Origin of the sequence: Streptomyces sp. NPDC050738, assembly GCF_040654175.1 — a bacterium.
Classification (GTDB): domain Bacteria; phylum Actinomycetota; class Actinomycetes; order Streptomycetales; family Streptomycetaceae; genus Streptomyces.
In genome coordinates this window covers 1-20,417 of record NZ_JBFAHN010000020.1, presented here as the reverse complement: position 1 = coordinate 20,417, position 20,417 = coordinate 1, and the positions used below count along the sequence as shown (strand labels likewise).

General features: G+C 71.6%; 17 protein-coding genes. 4 read left to right on the top strand and 13 right to left on the bottom strand.

The genetic code is table 11. The annotated features are described in order from the left end of the window. Positions 1-30: 30 nt before the first annotated feature. Both AB0H78_RS34255 and AB0H78_RS34250 read right to left on the bottom strand, forming a co-directional pair. Complete coding sequence (locus tag AB0H78_RS34255; RefSeq protein ID WP_363238682.1) at positions 31-1,323, bottom strand: glucarate dehydratase family protein; 1,293 nt, start codon at positions 1,321-1,323, stop codon at positions 31-33. Continuing rightward, complete coding sequence (locus tag AB0H78_RS34250; RefSeq protein WP_363238680.1) at positions 1,320-2,273, bottom strand: 5-dehydro-4-deoxyglucarate dehydratase; 954 nt, start codon at positions 2,271-2,273, stop codon at positions 1,320-1,322. The genes AB0H78_RS34255 and AB0H78_RS34250 overlap by 4 nt, the downstream gene beginning before the upstream one ends. 70 nt (positions 2,274-2,343) lie before the next feature. On the opposite strand from AB0H78_RS34250, the gene AB0H78_RS34245 reads away from it, so the two are divergent. Both AB0H78_RS34245 and AB0H78_RS34240 read left to right on the top strand, forming a co-directional pair. Next, on the top strand, positions 2,344-3,126 hold the full coding sequence (locus AB0H78_RS34245; protein WP_363238679.1) for an IclR family transcriptional regulator: 783 nt from the start codon (positions 2,344-2,346) through the stop codon (positions 3,124-3,126). Between the two features lie 381 nt (positions 3,127-3,507). Then, complete coding sequence (locus AB0H78_RS34240; protein WP_363238678.1) at positions 3,508-4,872, top strand: MFS transporter; 1,365 nt, start codon at positions 3,508-3,510, stop codon at positions 4,870-4,872. On the opposite strand, the gene AB0H78_RS34235 is transcribed toward AB0H78_RS34240, so the two are convergent. From AB0H78_RS34235 to hrcA, 11 genes are all read right to left on the bottom strand, one after another. After that, complete coding sequence (locus AB0H78_RS34235) at positions 4,836-5,840, bottom strand: adenosine deaminase (protein ID WP_363238677.1); 1,005 nt, start codon at positions 5,838-5,840, stop codon at positions 4,836-4,838. The genes AB0H78_RS34240 and AB0H78_RS34235 overlap by 37 nt on opposite strands. 14 nt (positions 5,841-5,854) lie before the next feature. After that, on the bottom strand, positions 5,855-6,763 hold the full coding sequence (locus tag AB0H78_RS34230) for a ribonuclease Z (RefSeq protein WP_363238676.1): 909 nt from the start codon (positions 6,761-6,763) through the stop codon (positions 5,855-5,857). Between the two features lie 5 nt (positions 6,764-6,768). Then, the gene (locus tag AB0H78_RS34225) at positions 6,769-7,128 is read right to left on the bottom strand and encodes a histidine triad nucleotide-binding protein (protein WP_363238675.1); all 360 of its coding nucleotides are present in this window, start codon (positions 7,126-7,128) and stop codon (positions 6,769-6,771) included. A 60-nt stretch (positions 7,129-7,188) separates the two neighbouring features. Beyond that, positions 7,189-10,425: a S41 family peptidase gene (locus AB0H78_RS34220; RefSeq protein WP_363238674.1), complete on the bottom strand. Its 3,237-nt coding sequence runs from the start codon at positions 10,423-10,425 to the stop codon at positions 7,189-7,191. A 10-nt stretch (positions 10,426-10,435) separates the two neighbouring features. Then, complete coding sequence (locus tag AB0H78_RS34215) at positions 10,436-11,380, bottom strand: hypothetical protein (protein WP_363238672.1); 945 nt, start codon at positions 11,378-11,380, stop codon at positions 10,436-10,438. A gap of 81 nt (positions 11,381-11,461) precedes the next feature. Then, on the bottom strand, positions 11,462-13,753 hold the full coding sequence (locus AB0H78_RS34210) for a LuxR C-terminal-related transcriptional regulator (RefSeq protein WP_363238671.1): 2,292 nt from the start codon (positions 13,751-13,753) through the stop codon (positions 11,462-11,464). 21 nt (positions 13,754-13,774) lie between these two features. Continuing rightward, positions 13,775-14,299 carry a hypothetical protein gene (locus AB0H78_RS34205; protein ID WP_363238669.1) on the bottom strand — a complete coding sequence of 175 codons (525 nt, stop codon included), beginning with the start codon at positions 14,297-14,299 and terminating at the stop codon, positions 13,775-13,777. Positions 14,300-14,348: 49 nt separating this feature from the next. After that, positions 14,349-15,083, bottom strand: coding sequence for a 16S rRNA (uracil(1498)-N(3))-methyltransferase (locus tag AB0H78_RS34200; RefSeq protein ID WP_363238668.1), 735 nt, complete (start codon positions 15,081-15,083; stop codon positions 14,349-14,351). A 19-nt stretch (positions 15,084-15,102) separates the two neighbouring features. Beyond that, positions 15,103-16,176 (bottom strand): nitronate monooxygenase, encoded by a 1,074-nt coding sequence (locus tag AB0H78_RS34195; protein WP_363238667.1) that lies wholly within the window; start codon positions 16,174-16,176, stop codon positions 15,103-15,105. A 259-nt stretch (positions 16,177-16,435) separates the two neighbouring features. After that, the gene (dnaJ, locus tag AB0H78_RS34190) at positions 16,436-17,575 is read right to left on the bottom strand and encodes a molecular chaperone DnaJ (protein ID WP_363238666.1); all 1,140 of its coding nucleotides are present in this window, start codon (positions 17,573-17,575) and stop codon (positions 16,436-16,438) included. Beyond that, entirely contained in the window at positions 17,576-18,592 is a 1,017-nt protein-coding gene (gene hrcA / locus AB0H78_RS34185) for a heat-inducible transcriptional repressor HrcA (protein WP_363238665.1), read from the bottom strand. A 165-nt stretch (positions 18,593-18,757) separates the two neighbouring features. Here hrcA and AB0H78_RS34180 point away from each other — a divergent pair, with 165 nt between their 5' ends. Together AB0H78_RS34180 and AB0H78_RS34175 are read left to right on the top strand one after the other, a co-directional pair. Then, complete coding sequence (locus tag AB0H78_RS34180; RefSeq protein WP_363238664.1) at positions 18,758-19,480, top strand: MBL fold metallo-hydrolase; 723 nt, start codon at positions 18,758-18,760, stop codon at positions 19,478-19,480. Positions 19,481-19,490: 10 nt separating this feature from the next. After that, positions 19,491-20,306: a DUF3097 domain-containing protein gene (locus tag AB0H78_RS34175; protein ID WP_363238662.1), complete on the top strand. Its 816-nt coding sequence runs from the start codon at positions 19,491-19,493 to the stop codon at positions 20,304-20,306. Positions 20,307-20,417: the final 111 nt, after the last annotated feature.

Here is a 20,417-nt window from a genome sequence, read left to right as displayed (position 1 = left end):
GGCGTGACCTGCCATGACGAGCTGCGCCGGTCACCAGCGGGGCAGCGCCGGGCTCGTCCAGTCCTCGTGTCCCTTCGCCTTGCGCATCGCCGCCGCGTCGTCGCGGTCGCGCATCGTGCCGTCGTCGTCCAGCCAGCGCTGGTGGAGACGGGCGAGGGTCCCGCGGTCCAGTTCCACGCCGAGGCCGGGCGCGTCGGAGACGGTGAGACAGCCTTCGCTGAAGACGTGGCGGGCGGTGATCACGTCGTCCGTCTGCCACGGGTAGTGGCTGTCGCAGGCGTAGTCGAGGTTGGGGACGGTCGCCGCGACGTGGGTCATGGCGGCGAGGCTGATGCCCATGTGGGTGTTGGAGTGCATGGAGAGGCCGACCCCGAAGGTGCGGCAGATCGCGGCCAGTTCGCGGGTCGCGCGCAGCCCGCCCCAGTAGTGGTGGTCGGAGAGGACGACCTGGACGGCGTCCGTCATGAAGGCCTCGCGGATCTCGGGGATCGTCGTCACGCACATGTTGGTGGCGAGGGGGACGTCCGTACCGGCCGAGACCTGGGCCATGTTCGGGGTGCCGGGGGTGGGGTCCTCGAGATATTCGAGTACGCCCGCGAGCTCCTCGGCGACCTTCAGGGACGTCTCCGGGGTCCAGCCGCCGTTCGGGTCGAGGCGCAGGGGGTGGCCGGGAAATGCCTCGGCGAGCGCCTTGACGGCGGCGACCTCCTCGGCGGGCGGGAAGACGCCGCCCTTGAACTTGAAGGAGGTGAAGCCGTAGTCGTCCACGAAGCGGCGGGCCTGCGCGACGATGCCCGCCGGGTCGACCGCCTCGCCCCAGGTGTCGGCCTCGCCCGCGCCTCCGGGGTGCTCGGCCCATCGGTAGAAGAGGTAGGCGCTGTACTCGACGGTGTCGCGGACCTTGCCGCCCAGCAGCTCGTGCACGGGCACCCCGTACGCCTTGCCGAGCGCGTCCAGGCAGGCCACCTCGAAGCCCGAGATGATGGAAAGCCGCAGCTTGTCGGCGGTCTGGACGCCGCGCAGACCACCGACGTCAACCGCGTTGTCGACTCGCGCCTCGTCCACACCGACCTGCTCGGCGAGCGTGAAGAGCCCATTGAGGTCGGAGATGGAGTGGCCGACGAGGAGGTTCGCGTACGGGCGCGCCAGCTCCAGGTACTTGGTGTCCCCGTAGGTCTCGCCGATGCCGCTGACACCGTCCTCGGTGACGACCTCGATGACCAGACGCGGGGTGTACGGCTGGTGCACGCCCTGGACGTTGAGGAGCGGCGGGTCGGAGATCAGGACCGGCGTGAGACGGACCTCGGCGATGGTCAGGTTCATACGGCGGCTCCTACGAGGTCGAGTCCGGTGGCGAGCAGCTTCTCAAGTACGGCGAGGTCGTCGGCCCCCGGGTCGGTCAGCGGCGCGCGGACCCGCCCGACGCGCTCGCCGCGCAGCCGGGCGGCGGCCTTGACCAGGGAGACGGCATAGCCCGGGACGCGGTCGCGGAGCTCGACGAGGGGGACGTAGAAGCCGCGGAGCAGCTCGTCGACGCGTGCGTGGTCGCCGTCGCGGAGTGCGGCGAAGAAGGCGCCGGCGATCTCGGGGGCGAAGGCGTGGACGGCGGAGGAGTAGGCGGGGATGCCGATGGTGGCGTAGGCGCGGGCCTGGATCTCGGCGGTGGACGCCCCGTTGAAGAAGAGGAAGCCCTCGGGCGCGGCGAGGGTCAGGCGCTGCAGCCGGTCGAGGTCGCTGTGCCCGTCCTTGAGGCCTACGACGCCGGGGATCGCGGCGATCCGACGCAGGCTGTCGGCGGTGAAGGAGACCTGCCCGCGCTGGTACGCGATGAGCGGCAGCCGGGTCCTGGCAGCGATCTGCTCCAGCTGCGCGACGAGCCCGTCCTGCGGGGCGGAGACGAGGTAGTGCGGCAGGACGAGGGCGGCGTCGGCGCCCGCGTCCTCGGCGATCCGGGCGAACCGTGCGGCCTGCGCCCAGCCGTAGCCGATGCCGGCGACGACGGGCACGCGCCCGTCGGTCACCTCCACGGTGGCGGTGACGACCGCGCGGTACTCGTCCTCGTCGAGCGAGAAGAACTCCCCGGTGCCGCAGGCGGGGAACACGGCGCCTGGCCCGGCGGCCAACTGGCGCTCCAGGTAGGCCCGGTATCCGTCCAGGTCGAGCTCGCCGCCCGCGCCGAAGCTGGTCAGCGGGAAGGACAGGACGCCGCGCCCCATGCCCTCCCGTAGCCGCTCCACCGTCTCTGTCTCCGTATGTAGATGCTGTCCACGCATGAAAATGGAGACTAGATACATGGACGGGGAGCGTCAAGGGGGCCGTCGCCCGCTTACGTACGATCAGGCCATGCCAGAGACCGGAGGCGTACGCGAGGTGAAGTCGGCGGGTCGCACCGTCGAGCTGCTCGAAGTGCTGGCCGCACGCGGCGACCGCCCCGCGCGGCTGCGCGAACTCGCGGAGGAACTGGGCGTTCCGCGCAGCTCCATGTACGCCCTGCTGCAGACCCTGATCGACCGCGGCTGGGTCCGCACGGACGCGACGGGCTCGCTCTACGGCATCGGCATCCGCGCCCTCCTCACCGGCACCAGCTATCTGGACACCGACCCCAGGGTGCGGGCCGCCCGCCCCCACCTCGACGAGGCGTCGACCGCGCTGGGCGAGACGGTGCACATGGGCCGGATCGACCGGGACGACGTGGTGTACCTGGCGACGCGGGAGTCGCACGAGTACGTACGGACGATCAGCCGGGTGGGCCGCCGCCTCCCCGCCCATGTGGGCGCCCTGGGCAAGGCGCTCCTCGCGGAACGGGCGGAGAGCGAGCTGCCCCGGGGCGAGCTGGAGCGCTTCACCGCGCGGACGCACCGCGACGGGGCGTCGCTCGCGGCGGACCTGGCGCAGGTGCGGGAGCGCGGCTATGCGATCGACCGCGAGGAGGGGGTGCAGGGGATCGTCGGCTTCGGTTTCACCCTGCGGTACGAGGCTCCGGCGGTGGACGCGATCAGCTGTTCGGTGCCGGTGGGGCGGCTGACGGAGGCGCACGAGAAGGAGATCGTGGCGGTGATGCGGGAGGCGCGGGCGCGGATCGAGGCGGCGGCGGTGCCGCTGCCCGGGGCCCCCGACTGGCGCTGACCCCCCCTGCCCCTGGGGGCTCCGGCCCCCAAAATCAAGCCCGTCCGGCGATTGAGGACAGGTGGCCGGAGGCTTCGTACAGGGGCCCGGAAGCCCGCCCCCGCCACGCGGCGGAGCCGCAAAATGACACAGCGGGAAGGGACGGGGCGGGGGCTCTTCCGCGCAGCGGCCGCCCCACCCGCGGACCAGCGGAAACGCCCTCGCATACCCGGCAACACCCGCCACAAACGCACCGTGTCGCACATCACACACCCACCGCTTTTCCGCAGCGCCGCCACTTGATACAAATTGGCCGCGCACTCCTGTCCCACGGGTCAGTTGAGTGGCACCCCTCCCCGCAGTACCCCTCCTTTGCCGCGCCCTCATTCTCAGGAACAGCCCGTGCCCCCGCGCCCGCGCGCAGCCGCCTCCGTCTGGCCGCTCGTCGCTCTCTTCACCGCCGGCTACCTCGCCGCGTACCTCCTCCCCACCACCGTGGCCCGCCTCGGCGAGTCCCTCCGACTCGCCCCGACCCAGGCCGGGTTGATGGGCAGCACGCTGCTCCTGGCCTCCGCTTCGGCCGGATTCGCCCTCGCCTCCCGCGTCGAGCGCATCGGCGCGACCCGCCTCGCCCGCGCGGGTCTCCTCCTGATGCTGATCGGCTACGGAACCGCCGCGGCGACCACCACCGTCCCCCTCGTCCTGCTCGGCGCCGCCCTCGGCGGCATCGGCTCCGGTACGGCGACGACCGTCGCCGCCGCCTCCATCGCCGCGCAGCGCGACCCCCACCGCTCCTCCGCGCTGGGTCTGCTCTCCGTCTCGGCGACCGCGGGCGCGCTGTACTTGACCATCCCCCACCTGGGCGGCGGCCACCGCACCCCGTTCCTGGCCCTGGCCGGCATCGCGGTGCTCGCCTGGCCCGCGGCGGGAAGGCTGCGGACCTCGCACCACACCACCACCCCCGCCACTGCCCCGCGCACCCCGCTCCCCTACCTCCGTGCGGGGCTGGCCCTGGCCGGCGCGATCGCGCTCTGGTCGCTCGCGCAGAACTCCCTCTGGGGCGTCAGCAGCCGCATCGGTCTCGACCAGGCGGGGCTGAGCGAGGTCACGACGGGCGCGGTCTTCGCGGCCGGGCTCGGCGCGGGTCTCCTCGGGGTGACCGCCGCGACCGCACTCGGCGCACGCCTGGGCCGGGCGCTGCCGATCGGGGCGGGCACGGCGGTGATCGCCGCGTGCATCGCGCTGGCCGCCTCCGCCCACGACCTGGCGTCGTTCGCGACGGGCGAGATCGCCTGGAACGCGATCTACCCCGTCGTCCTCTCGTACCTCATCGGCCTGGCCGCATCCCTTGACCCGCGCGGCCGTTGGGCGGTCCTGGTGGGCTCGGCGTCCTCACTCGGGACGGCCTGCGGCCCGGTCACCGGGTCGACGCTCGCCGCTCACGCGGGCTACCCGGCGATGGGTCAGATCCTCTGCGTACTGCTCCTGCTCCTCGCCGTCCCGATGACGGCGGTCGCCCTGCACACCGCGGGCCGCCCGCTGGTCCCCGGCGCGGTGCGCCGCAGGGGCGGCGCACCGGCGGCGCTGCTCGCGGCGACGACCGGCGCGACGCCGGGTACGGTCCCGCAGCTGGGCGCGCCCGAGCAGCAGGTCGCGGAGATCGAGGTCTCCGCGCTGCCGCCCAGGCCGCTCAGGATCCGTACGACACGGGCCCGCAACCGCACACCCACTCAGCCGAAGTCGTACGCCTCGACCTCCGCCAAGTAGCGCGCCCGCAGCTCCTCGTCGTCGTCCAGGAAGCTGGCCAGGAAGGAGTTCCTGGCCAGCTCGCGCAGCTGCTCGTCGGTGATGCCGAGCTCGGCGCGCACCGCGTCGAAGGTGTCCCCCGCGTACCCGCCGAAGTAGGCGGGGTCGTCGGAGTTGAGGGTGCACATCAGACCCACGGCGAGCATCTTGGGCAGCGGGTGGTCCTTCAGCGTCTTGACGGTGCGCAGCCGGACGTTGGAGAGCGGGCAGAGCGTCAGGGGGATCCGCGCGAACACGAGGCGCTCGACCAGCTTCGGGTCCTCGATGCAGCGCAGCCCGTGGTCGATGCGCTCGACCCCGAGCACATCCAGGGCCTCCCAGATGTACGAGGGGTCGCCCTCCTCACCGGCGTGCGCGACCCGCCGCAGCCCGAGCGCGGAGGCCTCCTCGTACACATCGGCGAACTTCGAGGCCGGGTTCCCCACCTCGGCCGAGTCGAGCCCGACCGCGACGAACTTGTCGAGGTACGGGACGGCCGCGTGCAGCGTCTCCATCGCGGACTCGACGGACTGGTCGCGCAGGAAGCAGAGGATCAGCCGGGTGGAGACCCCGTGCGTCTCCTGGCTCCTGTCCAGCGCCCGCGAAAGCCCGCCGATGACGGTGCCGATCTCGACGCCGCGTGCGGTGTGCGCCTGCGGGTCGAAGAAGATCTCCGCGTGCCGGACGCCCTGCGCGGCGGCCCGCGCGAGATAGGCGTCGGCGAGCTCCTCGAAGTCCTGCTCGGTCCTGAGCACGGCCATCAGCGCGTAGTACAGGTCCAGAAACGTCTGCAGATCATCGAACGCGTACGCGGCGCGCAGCTCGTCGGCGGTGGCGTACGGCAGCTCGATGCCGTTGCGCGCGGCGAGCGCGAAGGCGAGCTCGGGCTCCAGAGTGCCCTCGATGTGCAGGTGCAGCTCGGCCTTGGGGAGGGGTGCGGGGGAAGACATCCCCAAAGCGTAGGTCAGCCGCGCTTCGGAAGCGGAATCCGATCGAGGTCACGCGCCACGGTCAGCTCGCCCTCGTAACCGGCCGCCCGGGCCTGCCGCTCGAACTCCCCCGGATCGGTGTACCGCTGCGAGAAGTGAGTCAGTACGAGATGACGCACGCCGGCGTCGGCGGCGACCCGCGCGGCCTGCCCGGCGGTCAGATGCCCATGGTCCTCGGCGAGCCGCAGATCCTCGTCGAGGAAGGTCGACTCGATGACGAGCAGGTCGCACCCCTCGGCCAGCTCACGGACCCCGTCGCACAGCCGTGTGTCCATCACGAAGGCGAACCGCTGCCCGCGCCGCGCCTCGCTGACCTGCTCCAGCGTGACGTCACCGACGACGCCTTCGCGCTGGAGCAGCCCGACGTCCGGCCCCTTGATCCCGAACTCGGCCAGCTTCCCGACCAGCATGCGCCGCCCGTCGGGCTCGACGACGCGATAGCCGTACGACTCCACGGGATGGGAGAGCCGCCGCGCCTCCAGCCGATAGGAAGGCGTCTCGGCCAACACCCCGCCGTCCCCTTCGCACGGGACCTGCGCGATGTCGACGGACTCCCGGTAAGCGGTCGAGTACCGCAGCCGTTCGAAGAAGTGCTGCCCGCTCGCCGGATAGTGCGCCGTGACCGGATGCGGAACCTGGTCCAGATTGATGCGCTGGATGACGCCCGCGAGCCCGAGCGAATGGTCCCCATGGAAATGGGTGACGCACAGCCGGTCGATGTCGTGCGCGGCGACCCCGGCGTGCAGCATCTGCCGCTGGGTGCCCTCTCCGGGATCGAACAGGAACCCCGCGCTGTCCCAGCGCAGGAAGTACCCGTTGTGGTTGCGGTGCCGGGTCGGGACCTGACTGGCGGTCCCGAGCACGACCAGCTCTCGTGACGACAACGCGCTTATCCGGGCGGCCAGTTGAGCCCGCGCCCGCCCAGCACATGGGCGTGCGCGTGGAACACGGTCTGCCCGGCGCCGGCGCCGGTGTTGAAGACGACGCGATATCCGCTCGCGTCGACCTTCTCGTCGGCGGCGACCTGCCCGGCCTCGCGCAGCACGTCGGCGGCGATCTGCGGCTCGGCGGCGGCGAGCGAGGCGGCGTCCGGGTAGTGCACCTTGGGGATCACCAGGACGTGCGTCGGCGCCTGCGGGTTGATGTCGCGGAAGGCGACGGTGGTCTCGCTCTCCCGCACGACGGTCGCCGGGATGTCTCCCGAGACGATCTTGCAGAACAGACAGTCGGTCTGCGGTTCTCCCGCCATGACCCGCCTCCTCGGTCGCTGATGATCAGTTGTCCGGGCAGCCTACCGGCCGGCCCTCCGTCAGAGCCCCGGCAGCTCCGGCGCCTTCTTCGCCGGGGTCGTCTCCAGTTCCGCCAGGGCGATCTCGATCGCCTTGTCCAGCTGGGGGTCGCGCCCGGCCGCGTAGTCCTGCGGTGTCATGACGACCTCCACGTCCGGGTCCACGCCGTAGTTCTCGACGCCCCAGCCCTGGCCCTCCAGCCAGAAGGAGTACTTGGGCTGGGTGACCAGCGTCCCGTCGACCAGGCGGTAACGGCTGTCGATGCCGATCACGCCGCCCCACGTCCGCGTGCCGACCACCGGGCCGATGCCCAGCGCCTTGATCGCCGCGTTCACGATGTCGCCGTCCGAGCCCGAGAATTCGTTGGCCACCGCGACCACCGGGCCGCGCGGCGCGTCCGCCGGATAGCTGAAGGGGTGCATGCCGCGCGGGAGATCCCAGCCGACGATGCGGCGCGCCAGCTTCTCCACCACCAGCTGCGAGGTGTGACCGCCGCGGTTCTCGCGTACGTCGACCACCAGGCCCTCGCGGGCGACTTCGACGCGCAGATCGCGGTGGAGCTGCGCCCAGCCCGAGCCGACCATGTCCGGGACGTGGAGGTAACCGAGGCGGCCCCCGGAGTGCTCGTGGACGTACGCGCGCCGGTCCGCGACCCAGTCGTGGTAGCGCAGCGCCTCCTCGTCGGCGGTCGGTACGACCACCACATGGCGCACCTCGCCGCCGCCCGCCGGGGCGATGGTGAGCTCGACCGGCTTGCCCGCCGAACCCGTCAGCAGCGGTCCAGGACCCGTCACCGTGTCGACCGGGCGGCTGTCCACGGCCAGGATCACGTCACCGGCGCGCACCGCCACACCCGGCGCGGTCAGCGGGGAGTGGGCGTGCGGGTCGGACGTCTCGGTGGGCAGGATGCGGTCGACGCGCCAACTGCCTTCGTCCGTACGGGAGATGTCCGCCCCGAGCAGCCCCTGGCGGGTCGTGTCCGAGCTCCAGCCGCCCATCGGGTTGACGTAGGCGTGCGAGGTGGCCAGCTCGCCCTGCACCTCCCACAGGAGGTCCACGAGGTCGCTGTGGGTGGCCACCTTCGCCAGGACCGGACGGTAGCGGTCCAGGACCCCTGTCCAGTCCAGGCCGCCCATGTCGGGGCGCCAGAAGTTGTCCCGCATGACGCGGCCGGCCTCGTCGTACATCTGGCGCCATTCGGCGGCCGGGTCGATCGTGTGCCGTACCCGCGACACGTCCACCGTGATGTTGCTGTCGCTCTCGTCGTCGTGCGAGGCGCGGCGGTCCGAGGGGACGACCCTGAGCTTGCCGTCGCCGCGCAGCAGCACCCGCTTGCCGTCTCCGCTCACCGCGAAGTGGTCGGCGTCGTCGGCGAGTTCCTCGGTGCGCAGCTGCGTCAGGTCGTAGCGGACGAGGGCCGTGGTGGGGCCCGGGTCGTCGGGCGTCGCACGGGTCGTGCCGAGGACGCCGCGCAGCGGGTGGCGCAGCCACAGGACGCCGTCCTTGGCGGCACGGAGCGTGGAGTAGCGGCCGGCCTCGACGGGGAAGGGGATGATCCGGCCCGCGAGTCCTTCCAGGTCGATACGGGTGACGGGGGCGGTGCTCTCCTCCGTACCGCTGCCGCCGTCCCCGCCCTTGTCGGAGGACTTCTTGTCCTTGTCGGCCTCGAAGGGGCGGCCGTGGCGCTGCGGCCCGAAGGGCGAAGGGGTCGTCGCGGCAAGGGTGATGAGGTGGGGGCGGCAGCTGACGGCGAAGGACATGTCGAAGACGTGCGCGTCGTAGACCGGGTCGAAGGACCGCTCGGAGAGGAAGGCGAGGTGCAGCCCGTCGAGGGTGAAGGCGGGCTGATAGTCCTTGAAGCGGAGGGGAGTCGCCTCGGTGACGGTCAGGTTCCCGGTGTCGGCGAGCTTGAGCTGGCGCAGGTCGCCGACACCGGGGTGCGACCAGGCGAGCCAGCCGGAGTCGGGCGAGAAGACGAGGCCGCTCGCGTCGCCGTTGTCGCTGCGGTCGACTTCCCGTACGTCGCCGGAGGTACGGTCCACGAGCAGGACGCGCCCGTCGTGCGCGGCCACCGCGACCCGCCCGCCGTCGGGCGCCACCGCCAGGTCCAGGACGCGGCCGAGCTGCCCGCCCGCCAGCCGGCGCGGAGCCGAGCCGTGGGCGGCGCCGGTCGCCGGAGCGAATTCGAGGGCGTCCTCGCCGTCCGCGTCCGTCACCCAGACCACGTGCTCCTCGCCGTCCACCCGGAAGGTGTGCGGCAGCCGCGCCCGCACGCCCGGTTCGGCGGCCAGCGCGCGCGAGGGGCCCTCGCGGTGGGTCAGCCAGTGGACGGTGCCGCGCACCAGGACCGCGCTGCCGCGTCCGGTGTGGTCGGGCGAGGCGACGACGTGGTGCCGGCCGGCGTGCAGCGGGTGCGGCTGGAGGTCGGCGCGCTGGCCGCCGAGGCGGATCTCGATGCGGCGGGGCTCGGTGGCGTCCGACAGGTCGTCCAGGAGCCAGAGTTCGCCTGCGGACGCGTAGGCGACGCGGGTGCCGTCGGTGGTGGCGTGGCGGGCGTAGAAGCCTTCGGCCGGGGTGTGGCGGCGGAGGTCGGAGCCGTCGGGGAGCGAGGAGTAGACCGCGCCGACGCCCTCGTGGTCCGAGAGGAAGGCGATACGGCTCCCGACCCACATGGGGCATTCCATGTTGCCGTCGACGTCGGCGTGGATCCGGGCGAAGGAGTCCCCCTCGCCGATCCACAGCTTGCCGGCCGTGCCGCCCCGGTAGCGCTTCTGCGCCGCCGCCTCGCGGGCCATGGTCGCGGAGAGCAGCAGCATCTGGGACCCGGGGCCGTACGCCAGTCCCCCGACAGGCCCATAGGGCAAGGTCGTTGCGGGTCCACCGTCGAGCGGGATCGACCGCGCCCAGCTGCGCCGCAGCGAGACCTGTCCATGCGTGCTGATGGCGAGGACGTCGCCGTCCGGGGTCCAGCCGCGCACCGAGGTGCGGTGGTCGCCCCAGTAGGTGAGCCGCTTGGAGGGTCCGCCGTCGACCGGTGCGACGTGCACCTCGGGTGCTCCGTCGCGCGTCGACGACCAGGCGACCGACGCCCCGTCGGGGGAAATCCGGGGCTGGGTGACGGGTCTGTTGTCGGCGCTGACGCGCCACGCCCGTCCGCCGTCGAGCGGCGCCACCCAGATGTCGTCCTCGGCGGTGAAGGCCACCAACTCGCCCTGGACATGCGGATACCGGAGATATGCCGTCTGCGTCGTCGTCACGCTGATCAGATTAGTCGCCGAGCCCCGCCAGCCGCAGCTGCCCGTACTCGCGGTGTGCGAGCGGCAGCCGGTAGACCGCGCCCGTCCTGGACGTACCGGCCTGCGGGATGACCACCGACGAGCGCACCAGCGAGGCGAATTCGGCACCGCCGGCGAAGACCGTGCGCACCTGCTCCTCGGTGAACGTGCCCTCGAAGGCGGAGATACGCGCCCACAGCAGCCGCTCCGCCCTGGTGCACAGCTCGTGGCTCCAGTCGATGGCCCGCAGCAGGGTCCGGTGGCGCGGCGGGTCCTTGGGGCCGTCGGTGAGCACCGTGAAGCGGCCTCCGGGGACGGCGAGGCTGGCGTACAGGCGCTGCGCGGGCATCAGGCGCAGGGAGCGCGCGGCGAGGAGGATGGAGAGCGGGTCGCCGTCGAGGCGCCCGGCGATGAGCCGGCCCCAGTAGTTGGGCAGGTCGACTCCCTGCGTCGCGGCCTTCTCGGTGAGCATGTCGACCGTCTGCTCGGGCGGCAACGGCCGCAGCGCGACGGACTGTTCGCCGGGCACGCCGAGCGCCTGACGGCTGGTGGTCAGTATCTGCAGCTGGGGGCAGTGGTCGTGCAGTCTGCCCACGAGATAGGCACACCCCGTCCGCACGTGCTCGCAGGTTTCGAGCAGGAGCAGACCGCGCCGCCGCGAGAGCAGCTGGAGCACCGCGAGCACCGGATCGGCGCCCTGCTCCGGCGAAGTATGCAGCGCGGCGGCCACCGCGTGCGGCACGAGGGCGGCGTCCTGGCAGGCCGAGAGGTCGGCCCGGAAGACGGGCAGTTCGATGGATTCGGCGATCCGTGCGGCGAGGTGCGACTTGCCGACACCCGCCGGTCCTGTGAGGGTGACCAGGCGGGTCGAGGACAGCCGGTCGAGGAGCGAGTAGACCTGGGACTTGGGCTGAGGACTTGACTGAGCTGCGCACATGAGAGAAGCGTGGCGGGCGCGAGGCCGGCTGCGCGCGTGCGGAGGCCGAAGATCCGCATACCTAAAACAGCAGCTGAACCCCTACCTAGGTAGGTCGGCGCGGGCGATCTCGGCACGTACGAGAGCGGCGATCTCCCCGCGCGAACCGAATCCCAGCTTGGCCAGAATGTGCTCGACGTGCGCGTCGGCGGTCCGCTTGGAGATGACGAGCTTCTCGGCGATCTCCCGGTTGGACAGGCCCTGGTGGACGAGGGTGGCCACCTCGCGCTCGCGCCGGGTGAGGGCGTCGAGGGTACGTACGGAGGACGGCGCGGCGTCCTCCACCACGGGGTCCCCCAGCGCGAGGGCGACCGTCCGGCGCATCCCCAGCGTCTCGCCCTCGGCGTACAGCCGCGCGAACTCCTCTTCGCCGAGCGCCCCTTGGCACTGCGTACGGAGCTGGGCGTCCATCGCCAGCAGCACCGGATCGTTCAGCAGGAGCGGTACGAGTCCGCGCCGGACCGCGGCCGATCCGCCCGCGAGCTGGGCGGCCTCCGCGCACCGCCCCTGCATGATCAGCGACCACACCAGGAGGGCGGTGAGGTTGGCGATGCCGAAGGTGTCGGGGAGCCGCGCGTACCCCCGCAGCCCGCGCCGCGCGTACTCCATCGCGCCCACCGGGTCGCCCGCGGCCATCCGGGAGAAGGTCAGGGTGATGTAGGTCGTGCCCGCGGCCCAGACCTCGCCGCGCGGGAAGTTCTCCAGGGAGCGCAGCAGCAGGGGTTCGGCGCCCGCCACGTCCATCTGACGGCCGAGGCGCATGCCGCGATTGCGGTCGAGCCAGGCCTGCAGATACGGGCTGTCGAGCGAGCGCACGAGCGGCTCGACCTCGTCGTCGGTGCGTGCGGACTCCTCGTTCCGGTCGAGGTGCAGATAGGTCGTCCCGAGGTAGAGCAGATAGAGAGCCTGGGCGAACCGGTCGCCCACGCTCTCCGCCTCCGCGGCCGCCTGCAGATACTCCGGGATCCCCGGCTCCATGTCGCCGTTGAGCCCCATGCACAGGGCGTGCTGGAAGCGCAGGAGCGCCCGGTCCTGCACGGTGCCCTCCGCCGTGGCCAGGCCTCGCTCGCCCCAGCGAAGCCCCTCCGCCAGCCTGCAGCGGCCGACCCACAACGCGTGGAGCGAGGCGATGAGCCCCACCCCGTCCGCTTCCTCGCCGGGTGTGGACAGCGACCACTCCATGGCGGTACGGAAGTTGTCGATCTCCAGGTCGAGCCGGTGGGTCCAGCTGACCTGTTCGCCGCCGAACCAGGCGGCGTATCCGTCCCGGGCGAGCCGCAGATAGTGGTCACGGTGGCGGCGTGCGATGCCGGGCAGGTCCGCGGACGCGGCGAGCCGCTCGGCGCCGTACTCCCGGATGGTGTCGAGCATGCGGTAGCGATCGCCGTCCTCGCTCTCCTCGCGCACGACGACCGACTTGTCGACGAGGCCGATGAGATGGTCGACGATGGCGTACGCATCCAACTCTGCGTCCGCACAGACCCGTTCGGCCGCATCGAGGTCGAACCCGCCGGCGAAGAGCGAGAGCCGCGCCCAGAGCGTCTGCTCCTCGGGTGTGCAGAGCTCGTGGCTCCAGTCGATGGTGGTGCGGAGCGTCTGATGGCGAGGGTGAGCGGAGCGCCCGCCGCCGAGGGCGCGGAAGCGGTCCTCCAGGCGGCGGAGCACCTGCTCCAGGGGGAGCGCCCGCAGGCGTACGGCGGCGAGTTCGAGGGCGAGCGGAATCCCGTCGAGGCGGCCGCAGAGGGCGAGCACCTGCTCGCGGTTGGTGTCGGCGAGGACGAATCCGGGGCGGGCGGCGGCGGCCCGCTGCACGAACAGGCCGACCGCGTCGGACTCTTCGAGCGGTGCGACGGCGAGAGCGTGCTCGGCGGGCACGTCGAGGGCCTGCCTGCTGGTGAGCAGCAGCCGCAGCCCGGGACACGAGCTCAGCAGGATCTCCGCGAACAGCGCGCAGGCGTCGACCAGATGCTCACAGGTGTCGAGGACCAGCAGCGTCTGCTCCGGCCGCAGGAACTCCACCACCATGTCGAGCGCACTGCGGTCACTGGTCTCGGGCAGCCCGAAGGCGGCGCCGACCGCGTGCGGAAGCAGCTCCCCGTCCTTGACGCCGGCGAGCTCCACCATGCGTACGCCGTCCCGGAACCGGTCCGCGAGCGAGGCCGCGGCCCGCACCGCTATCCGGGTCTTCCCGACCCCTCCGGGCCCGAGCAGCGTCACCATGCGCGCCTCGCCGAAGAGTGCCCGGACAGCTTCGATCTCCGACTCCCGGCCGATGAAACTCGTCATCTCGCTGGGGAGTTCACCGCGCTGCCATGCCCAGCCGGTTCCCGCCATGCACCCATATTAGGCGCGGGCTCACTTGCCTTGCGGCTGTTCGGTGACAGTGACCGTCACGGTGACCGTGGGCCGCGCGCCCCCGCCGCCGCCTTGGGCCGGGGGTGTCGTACGTCGTGAATTCCCTCCGCTGGGCGTGGCGTTGCAGTCGCCCAGCACACTGGCCGTGAACATGATCTTCGCACCGACCTTCGCGGTCAGGTGCCCCCGCACGCACGACCCGTCGCGCACATAGGTCACGGTCCCCTTGACGGTGATCTCCTTGCCGTCGGACGTACGCCCCTGGCAGTCGACGCTCGCCTTGCTCGGCGACGCGCTCGGCTTCGCGGTGCCCCCGCCGGAGACGGTCGCCGTACAGCTCAGCCACTGCACCTTGACCCCGGCCCGCTCCAGCACCTTGGTCGCCATCTGATCGGTGGTGTAGGCGACGGCGGCGGAGTTCATCCCGTCCACCGGATCGCAGGCGGAGAGCCCCACCACAGCGGCCACGGCGGCGCCTGCCACCACGAGGCCCCGCCGGTTTCGTAACCGTCTCCATGCCCCCATGAAGGACAGGGTCCCACCGCGACGGCCGCCTCCGACAGACCCTGTTCGGTCAAGTCCAGCGGCCCGTGAGTCCCAGGAGCAGAGCGGAGGCGGCAGTACCGGCCGTGGAGGTGCGCAGCACGCTCGGCCCCAGCACGTACGGCTCGGCGCCCGCCTCGGCGAAGGCCTTCAACTCCTCGGGGGACACGCCCCCTTCGGGCCCCACGACCAGCACGATCGACCCCTGCGCCGGAAGCGCGGCAGCGGCCAGCGAGACGCTCCCCGCCTCGTGCAGTACGGCCGCGAAGTCCGCGGTGGCGAGCAGCGCGGCCACCTGCTTCGTGCTCATCGCGTCGGCCACCTCGGGAAACCGCACCCGGCGCGACTGCTTCCCCGCCTCGCGTGCCGTGTTCCGCCATTTGGCCAGGGACTTGGCGCCCCGCTCGCCCTTCCACTGCGTAATGCAGCGCGAGGCCTGCCACGGCACGATCCCGTCGACACCGACCTCGGTCATGGTCTCGACGGCGACCTCCCCGCGATCGCCCTTGGGCAGCGCCTGTACGACGGTGATACGCGGCGAAGGCTCCTCCTCGGCCCGCGCCAGGGTCACCTCGACGTGGAGGCGGTCCTTGCCTTCGGCCGAACTCACCACGCACTCGGCCCAGTTGCCCCGCCCGTCGGTCAGGACGACGTCCTCACCCGCCTGCAGCCGCTTCACCGAAACGGCATGCCGCCCCTCGCCTCCGTCCAGCACGAAGGCACCCGCACCCGGCACCGCATCGACCACAAAAACAGGCGCAGTCATCCCGCACTCCTCATGATGTTCAGAACCTCGCGGCCAACGCGGTCCGTGCCGCGTCCAGTTCACTTGCCAGCACCTCGACCAGCTGCGCGGCGGGAAGCTCCCGCGCCTGCCGGTGCCCCTGCCCCGCCCAGAGCGCCATGCCCTGCGCGTCGCCCACCCCGGCGGCCGCCTTGCGCAGCCCCGCCGTGAGGTGGTGCACATGGGGGTACGCGGCCGGGGCGTAAGGACCGTGCTCGCGCATGAAGCGGTTGACCAGACCGCGCGCGGGCCGCCCGGTGAAGGCCCGGGTGAGCTCGGTCCGTACGAACAGCGGGTTGGTCAGCGCCTGCTTGTGCAGCACGTTCGCCCCTGACTCCGGGCAGACGAGGAACGCCGTCCCCAGCTGCGCGGCCTCCGCTCCCGCCGCCATGACGGCCGCGATCTGCGAGCCGCGCATCAGCCCGCCGGCGGCGACGATCGGCATCGGCACGGTCTCGCGCACCTGCGCGACGAGCGCGAGCAGCCCGAACCCCGCGCGGTCCGTCTGCGGGTCGTCCCGGTGTGTCGACTGGTGCCCGCCGGCCTCGATCCCCTGCACGCACACCGCGTCGGCACCGCACCACTGGGCGGTCTGCGCCTCTTCGGGCGTGGTGACCGTGACGATCGTGTACGTACCCGCCCGGTCGAGGGCGTCCAGCACGTCGCGCGGGGGGCAGCCGAAGGCGAAGGAGACGACCGGCACGGGGTCGTCGAGCAGGATGGCCAGCTTGGCCTCGAACCCGTCGTCGCCGGCGCCGCAGGCGTCGAGGTCCACCAGGGACGTCTCGTACCAGGAGGCCTCGCCCGCGAGTTGATGCCGGTAGACCTCGACGGCCGCCCGGTCGGGGGTGTCCTGCTGCGGCATGAAGAGATTGACGCCGAAGGGCTGCGCCGTCAGCCCGCGCAGCTGCTTGATCTCCTCGTACATGCCGTCGGCGGTCTTGTACCCGGCGGCAAGGAACCCGAGCCCCCCGGCCTCGGACACCGCGGCGGCCAGCCGCGGCCCGGAAGCACCGCCGGCCATGGGCGCCTGCACGATCGGATACCGACAGAGGTCGGCCAGAACAGAGGACATAACGGCATCGTGCCATGCCCTCCGGGCGGGGCCGAATCGACTCTTCCGGCCCCCGTCGCCTGTTGTCCTCAATCGCCGGACGGGCTTGATTTTGCCGGACTGGGCTCATGGATCTTGCCCGGTGTTCGGTGTCGCATCCAAACGCACCTCATGCGGCCATTGAGCAACCCCCACCCGCGCCGGCCACCTCCGCGAGAGCGGCGGCGGCTTAGCCGCACAGGGGGGCGGTCCGGGGGCGGAGCCCCCGAAACCCACCCACCTAGCGACCGTTGAACGCGTCCTTCAGCCGCGAGAACAGACCCTGCTGGCCGGGCTGGAACTGCCCGATCGGCCGCTCCTCACCCCTCAGCTTCGCCAGATCCCGCAGCAACCGCTCCTGCTCGGCGTCCATCTTCGAGGGCGTGAGCACCTCGACGTGCACGATGAGGTCACCGCGCCCGCCACCGCGCAGATGCGTGATGCCGTGCTGGTGCAGCGGAATCGACTGCCCCGACTGCGTACCGGGCCGGATGTCGATGTCCGACATCCCGTCCAGCGTCTCCAGCGGCACCTTCGTACCGAGCGCGGCCGCCGTCATCGGGATGGTCACCGTGCAGTGCAGATCGTCGCCACGGCGCTGGAACACCGCGTGCGGCAGCTCGTGGATCTCTACGTACAGATCACCGGCAGGACCACCGCCGGGGCCGACTTCGCCTTCGCCGGCGAGCTGGATCCGCGTGCCGTTGTCGACACCGGCCGGGATCTTGACCGTAAGAGTCCGCCGCGACCGGATCCGCCCGTCGCCCGCACACTCCGGGCACGGAGTCGGAACGACGGTGCCGAAGCCCTGGCACTGCGGGCAGGGCCGCGAGGTCATGACCTGGCCGAGGAACGACCGGGTGACCTGCGAGACCTCGCCGCGGCCGCGGCACATGTCACACGTCTGGGCGGACGTGCCGGGAGCCGCGCCTTCACCGCTGCAGGTCGTACAGACCACGGCCGTGTCGACCTGAAGGTCCTTGGTGGTCCCGAAGGCCGCCTCGTTGAGGTCGATCTCCAGCCGGATCATCGCGTCCTGGCCGCGCCGCGTCCGCGACCGCGGCCCGCGCTGGGACGCCGTACCGAAGAAGGCGTCCATGATGTCCGAGAAGTTGCCGAAGCCGCCCTGGCCGAAGCCACCGGCTCCGCCGCCTCCGCCCGAAGCGGACAGCGGGTCGCCGCCCAGGTCGAAGACCTGCTTCTTCTGGGGGTCCGAGAGGACCTCGTAGGCGGCGTTGATCTCCTTGAAGCGCTCCTGCGTCTTCGGGTCCGGATTCACATCCGGGTGAAGCTCGCGGGCAAGGCGCCTGAAGGCCTTCTTGATCTCGTCCTGGGAAGCGTCGCGGCGCACGCCGAGTACGGCGTAGTAGTCCGTGGCCACTTACGACTCCGCCAGGATCTGTCCGACGTAACGTGCCACTGCGCGTACCGCTCCCATCGTTCCCGGGTAATCCATGCGTGTGGGGCCGACGACCCCGAGTTTGGCGACTGCCTCGTCGCCCGAACCGTAGCCGACCGCGACGACCGATGTGGACGTCAGGCCTTCGTGGGCATTCTCATGCCCGATACGTACGGTGATACCGGACTCCTGCGCCTCACCGAGCAGCTTCAGCAGGACGACCTGCTCCTCCAGCGCTTCCAGCACCGGCCTGATGGTCAGCGGGAAGTCGTGCCCGAACCGGGTGAGGTTGGAGGTGCCGCCGATCATCAGCCGCTCCTCGGTCTCCTCGACCAGGGTCTCCAGCAGAGTGGCCAGCACCGTCGAGACGGTGCCCCGGTCCTCCTGCTCGAAGGATTCGGCAAGATCCTGCACGAGCTGCGGCACATCGGCGAACCGGCGCCCCACGACCCTTGAGTTGAGCCGCGCCCGCAGATCCGCGAGCGAGGTCTCCCCGAAGGGGGCGGGGCAGTCGATCATGCGCTGCTCGACACGGCCGGTGTCCGTGATCAGCACCAGCATCAGCCGGGCCGGCGCCAGCGAGAGCAGCTCCACGTGCCGCACCGTCGACCGCGTGAGCGACGGGTACTGCACGACGGCCGCCTGCCGTGTGAGCTGTGTGAGCAGCCGCACGGTCCTGGCCACCACGTCGTCGAGGTCGACGGCGCTGCCCAGGAAGTTCTGGATGGCACGCCGCTCCGGCGACGACAGCGGCTTGACGCCCGCGAGGCGGTCGACGAAGAGCCGGTAGCCCTTGTCGGTGGGGATACGCCCGGCACTCGTGTGCGGCTGGGCGATGAACCCCTCGTCCTCCAGGGCGGCCATGTCGTTGCGGATCGTGGCCGGCGAGACGCCGAGGCTATGGCGCTCGGTGAGCGCTTTCGACCCGACCGGCTCCTCGGTGCCCACATAGTCCTGGACGATGGCGCGCAGCACTTCAAGCCTGCGTTCACTGAGCATCGCGCACACCTCCAGCTGTCGTCCCTTGGCACCTGCCTGGCACTCTGTGCGTACGAGTGCCAGCAATCCCCCCAGTGTACGGCGGCCTGCCTGCATCGAAGCAAGGCGGAGTGCGGCCAGACACGCTACCGCGACGGAGCGTGCCACCCGGGATAGCGTCGCGGTATGGACGTCACTTGGGAAGACTGCGGTTGGGAACGGCTTGGTCCGGATGTCGGCCGCCGCCGCCTTCCCACCTGGGACGCGACCGTGGGACTGGTGGTGGGCGAGGGCACAGCCCTCCTCTTCGACACGGGTTCCTCACTCCGTGAAGGCGCCGAGATCCGCGCCCAGGCGGAGCAGCTCGTCGGCCGGAGAGTGACGCACATCGCTCTCAGCCACCCGCACTTCGACCACGTCCTGGGCACGGCGGTCTTCTCCGGCACCGAGGTGTACGGCGCTGCGGGCCTTGACGCACTGTTCGCACGGGGTGCGGACGAGCTGGCGTCGGACGCGGTACGCCAGGGCGTCCCCGAAACGGAGGCGGCGGAGGCTGCCGATCTTCTCGTACGGCCGCATCACGCGGTCTGCGGCGAATGGACCCTGGACCTGGGCGGCGGCCGCCAGGTGCTCCTCGCCAACATCGGCCCGGCCCACTCGGGCCATGACCTGGTGGCCGTGGTCTCCACCACCCCGCCGATCGTGTTCTGCGGAGATCTGGTGGAGGAGTCGGGTGAGCCGCAGGCGGGCCCGGACGCCGTACCCGCCCAGTGGCCCGCGGCCCTCGACCGCCTCCTCGCGCTGGGCGGCGAGGACGCCCGCTACGTCCCGGGCCACGGCGCGGTGGTGGATGCCGCGTTCGTACGCGCCCAGCGGGACGCGCTGGCCGCGCGGATCGTGGTGTCGTAGCGTCTGCGAAATGCGCAGCTACAACGCCGACTTGACGCCCCCGTGGAAGAAGTCGACCCCCGCCCCCACTGTCCCTGCCGATCCCGACCTGGTGGTCGAGGAGGTCACGACGGGCTTCTGCGGAGCGGTGATCCGCTGCGAGAAGACGGCGGAAGGCCCCACGGTGACGCTGGAGGACCGCTTCGGCAAGCACAGGGTCTTCCCGATGACCCCGTCGGCCTTCCTCCTCGACGGCCGCCCGGTCACGCTGGTACGCCCGTCGGCGGCAGCAGCTCCGCAGCGCCCGGCCCGTACGGCATCGGGATCGGTGGCGGTCCCGGGCGCGAGGGCGAGGGTGGCACGCGCGGGCCGAATCTACGTGGAGGGCCGGCACGACGCGGAACTGGTGGAGCGGGTCTGGGGCGACGACCTGCGCATCGAGGGTGTGGTGGTCGAGTACCTGGAGGGCATCGACGACCTCCCCGCGATCGTGGCGGAGTTCGCCCCCGCGGCGGACGCGCGCCTGGGCGTACTGGTGGACCACCTGGTCCCCGGCTCGAAGGAGTCTCGTATCGCGGCGGAAGTCTCCAGCGACCACGCCCTGATCGTCGGCCACCCGTACATCGACGTCTGGGAGGCGGTGAAACCGTCGAGCGTGGGGATCAAGGCATGGCCCCGGATCCCGCACGGCCAGGACTGGAAGACGGGCATCTGCCGGTCGCTGGGCTGGCCGGAGAACACGGGGGCGGCGTGGCAGCACATCCTGTCCAAGGTCCACTCGTACAAGGACCTGGAACCTCAACTGCTGGGCAGGGTGGAGGAGTTGATCGACTTCGTGACGGCGTAGCAAAATCAAGCCGTCCGGCGATTGAGGACCGGGGGCACGCGCTACTCGGGCGTCGCCTTCTTCGAGAACGCACCCGAACTCCTCGACCAGCCAGGGGAGTTCGCCTACGAC

What these genes read in the sequence shown, in the direction of transcription:
- AB0H78_RS34255 (WP_363238682.1), bottom strand. Translation starts at nt 1,323, where the DNA reads ATGAACCTGACCATCGCCGAGGTCCGTCTCACGCCGGTCCTGATCTCC.
- AB0H78_RS34250 (WP_363238680.1), bottom strand. Translation starts at nt 2,273, where the DNA reads ATGCGTGGACAGCATCTACATACGGAGACAGAGACGGTGGAGCGGCTA.
- AB0H78_RS34245 (WP_363238679.1), top strand. Translation starts at nt 2,344, where the DNA reads ATGCCAGAGACCGGAGGCGTACGCGAGGTGAAGTCGGCGGGTCGCACC.
- AB0H78_RS34235 (WP_363238677.1), bottom strand. Translation starts at nt 5,840, where the DNA reads ATGTCTTCCCCCGCACCCCTCCCCAAGGCCGAGCTGCACCTGCACATC.
- AB0H78_RS34225 (WP_363238675.1), bottom strand. Translation starts at nt 7,128, where the DNA reads ATGGCGGGAGAACCGCAGACCGACTGTCTGTTCTGCAAGATCGTCTCG.
- AB0H78_RS34215 (WP_363238672.1), bottom strand. Translation starts at nt 11,380, where the DNA reads ATGTGCGCAGCTCAGTCAAGTCCTCAGCCCAAGTCCCAGGTCTACTCG.
- AB0H78_RS34210 (WP_363238671.1), bottom strand. Translation starts at nt 13,753, where the DNA reads ATGGCGGGAACCGGCTGGGCATGGCAGCGCGGTGAACTCCCCAGCGAG.
- AB0H78_RS34205 (WP_363238669.1), bottom strand. Translation starts at nt 14,299, where the DNA reads ATGGGGGCATGGAGACGGTTACGAAACCGGCGGGGCCTCGTGGTGGCA.
- AB0H78_RS34200 (WP_363238668.1), bottom strand. Translation starts at nt 15,083, where the DNA reads ATGACTGCGCCTGTTTTTGTGGTCGATGCGGTGCCGGGTGCGGGTGCC.
- AB0H78_RS34195 (WP_363238667.1), bottom strand. Translation starts at nt 16,176, where the DNA reads ATGTCCTCTGTTCTGGCCGACCTCTGTCGGTATCCGATCGTGCAGGCG.
- hrcA (WP_363238665.1), bottom strand. Translation starts at nt 18,592, where the DNA reads ATGCTCAGTGAACGCAGGCTTGAAGTGCTGCGCGCCATCGTCCAGGAC.
- AB0H78_RS34180 (WP_363238664.1), top strand. Translation starts at nt 18,758, where the DNA reads ATGGACGTCACTTGGGAAGACTGCGGTTGGGAACGGCTTGGTCCGGAT.
- AB0H78_RS34175 (WP_363238662.1), top strand. Translation starts at nt 19,491, where the DNA reads ATGCGCAGCTACAACGCCGACTTGACGCCCCCGTGGAAGAAGTCGACC.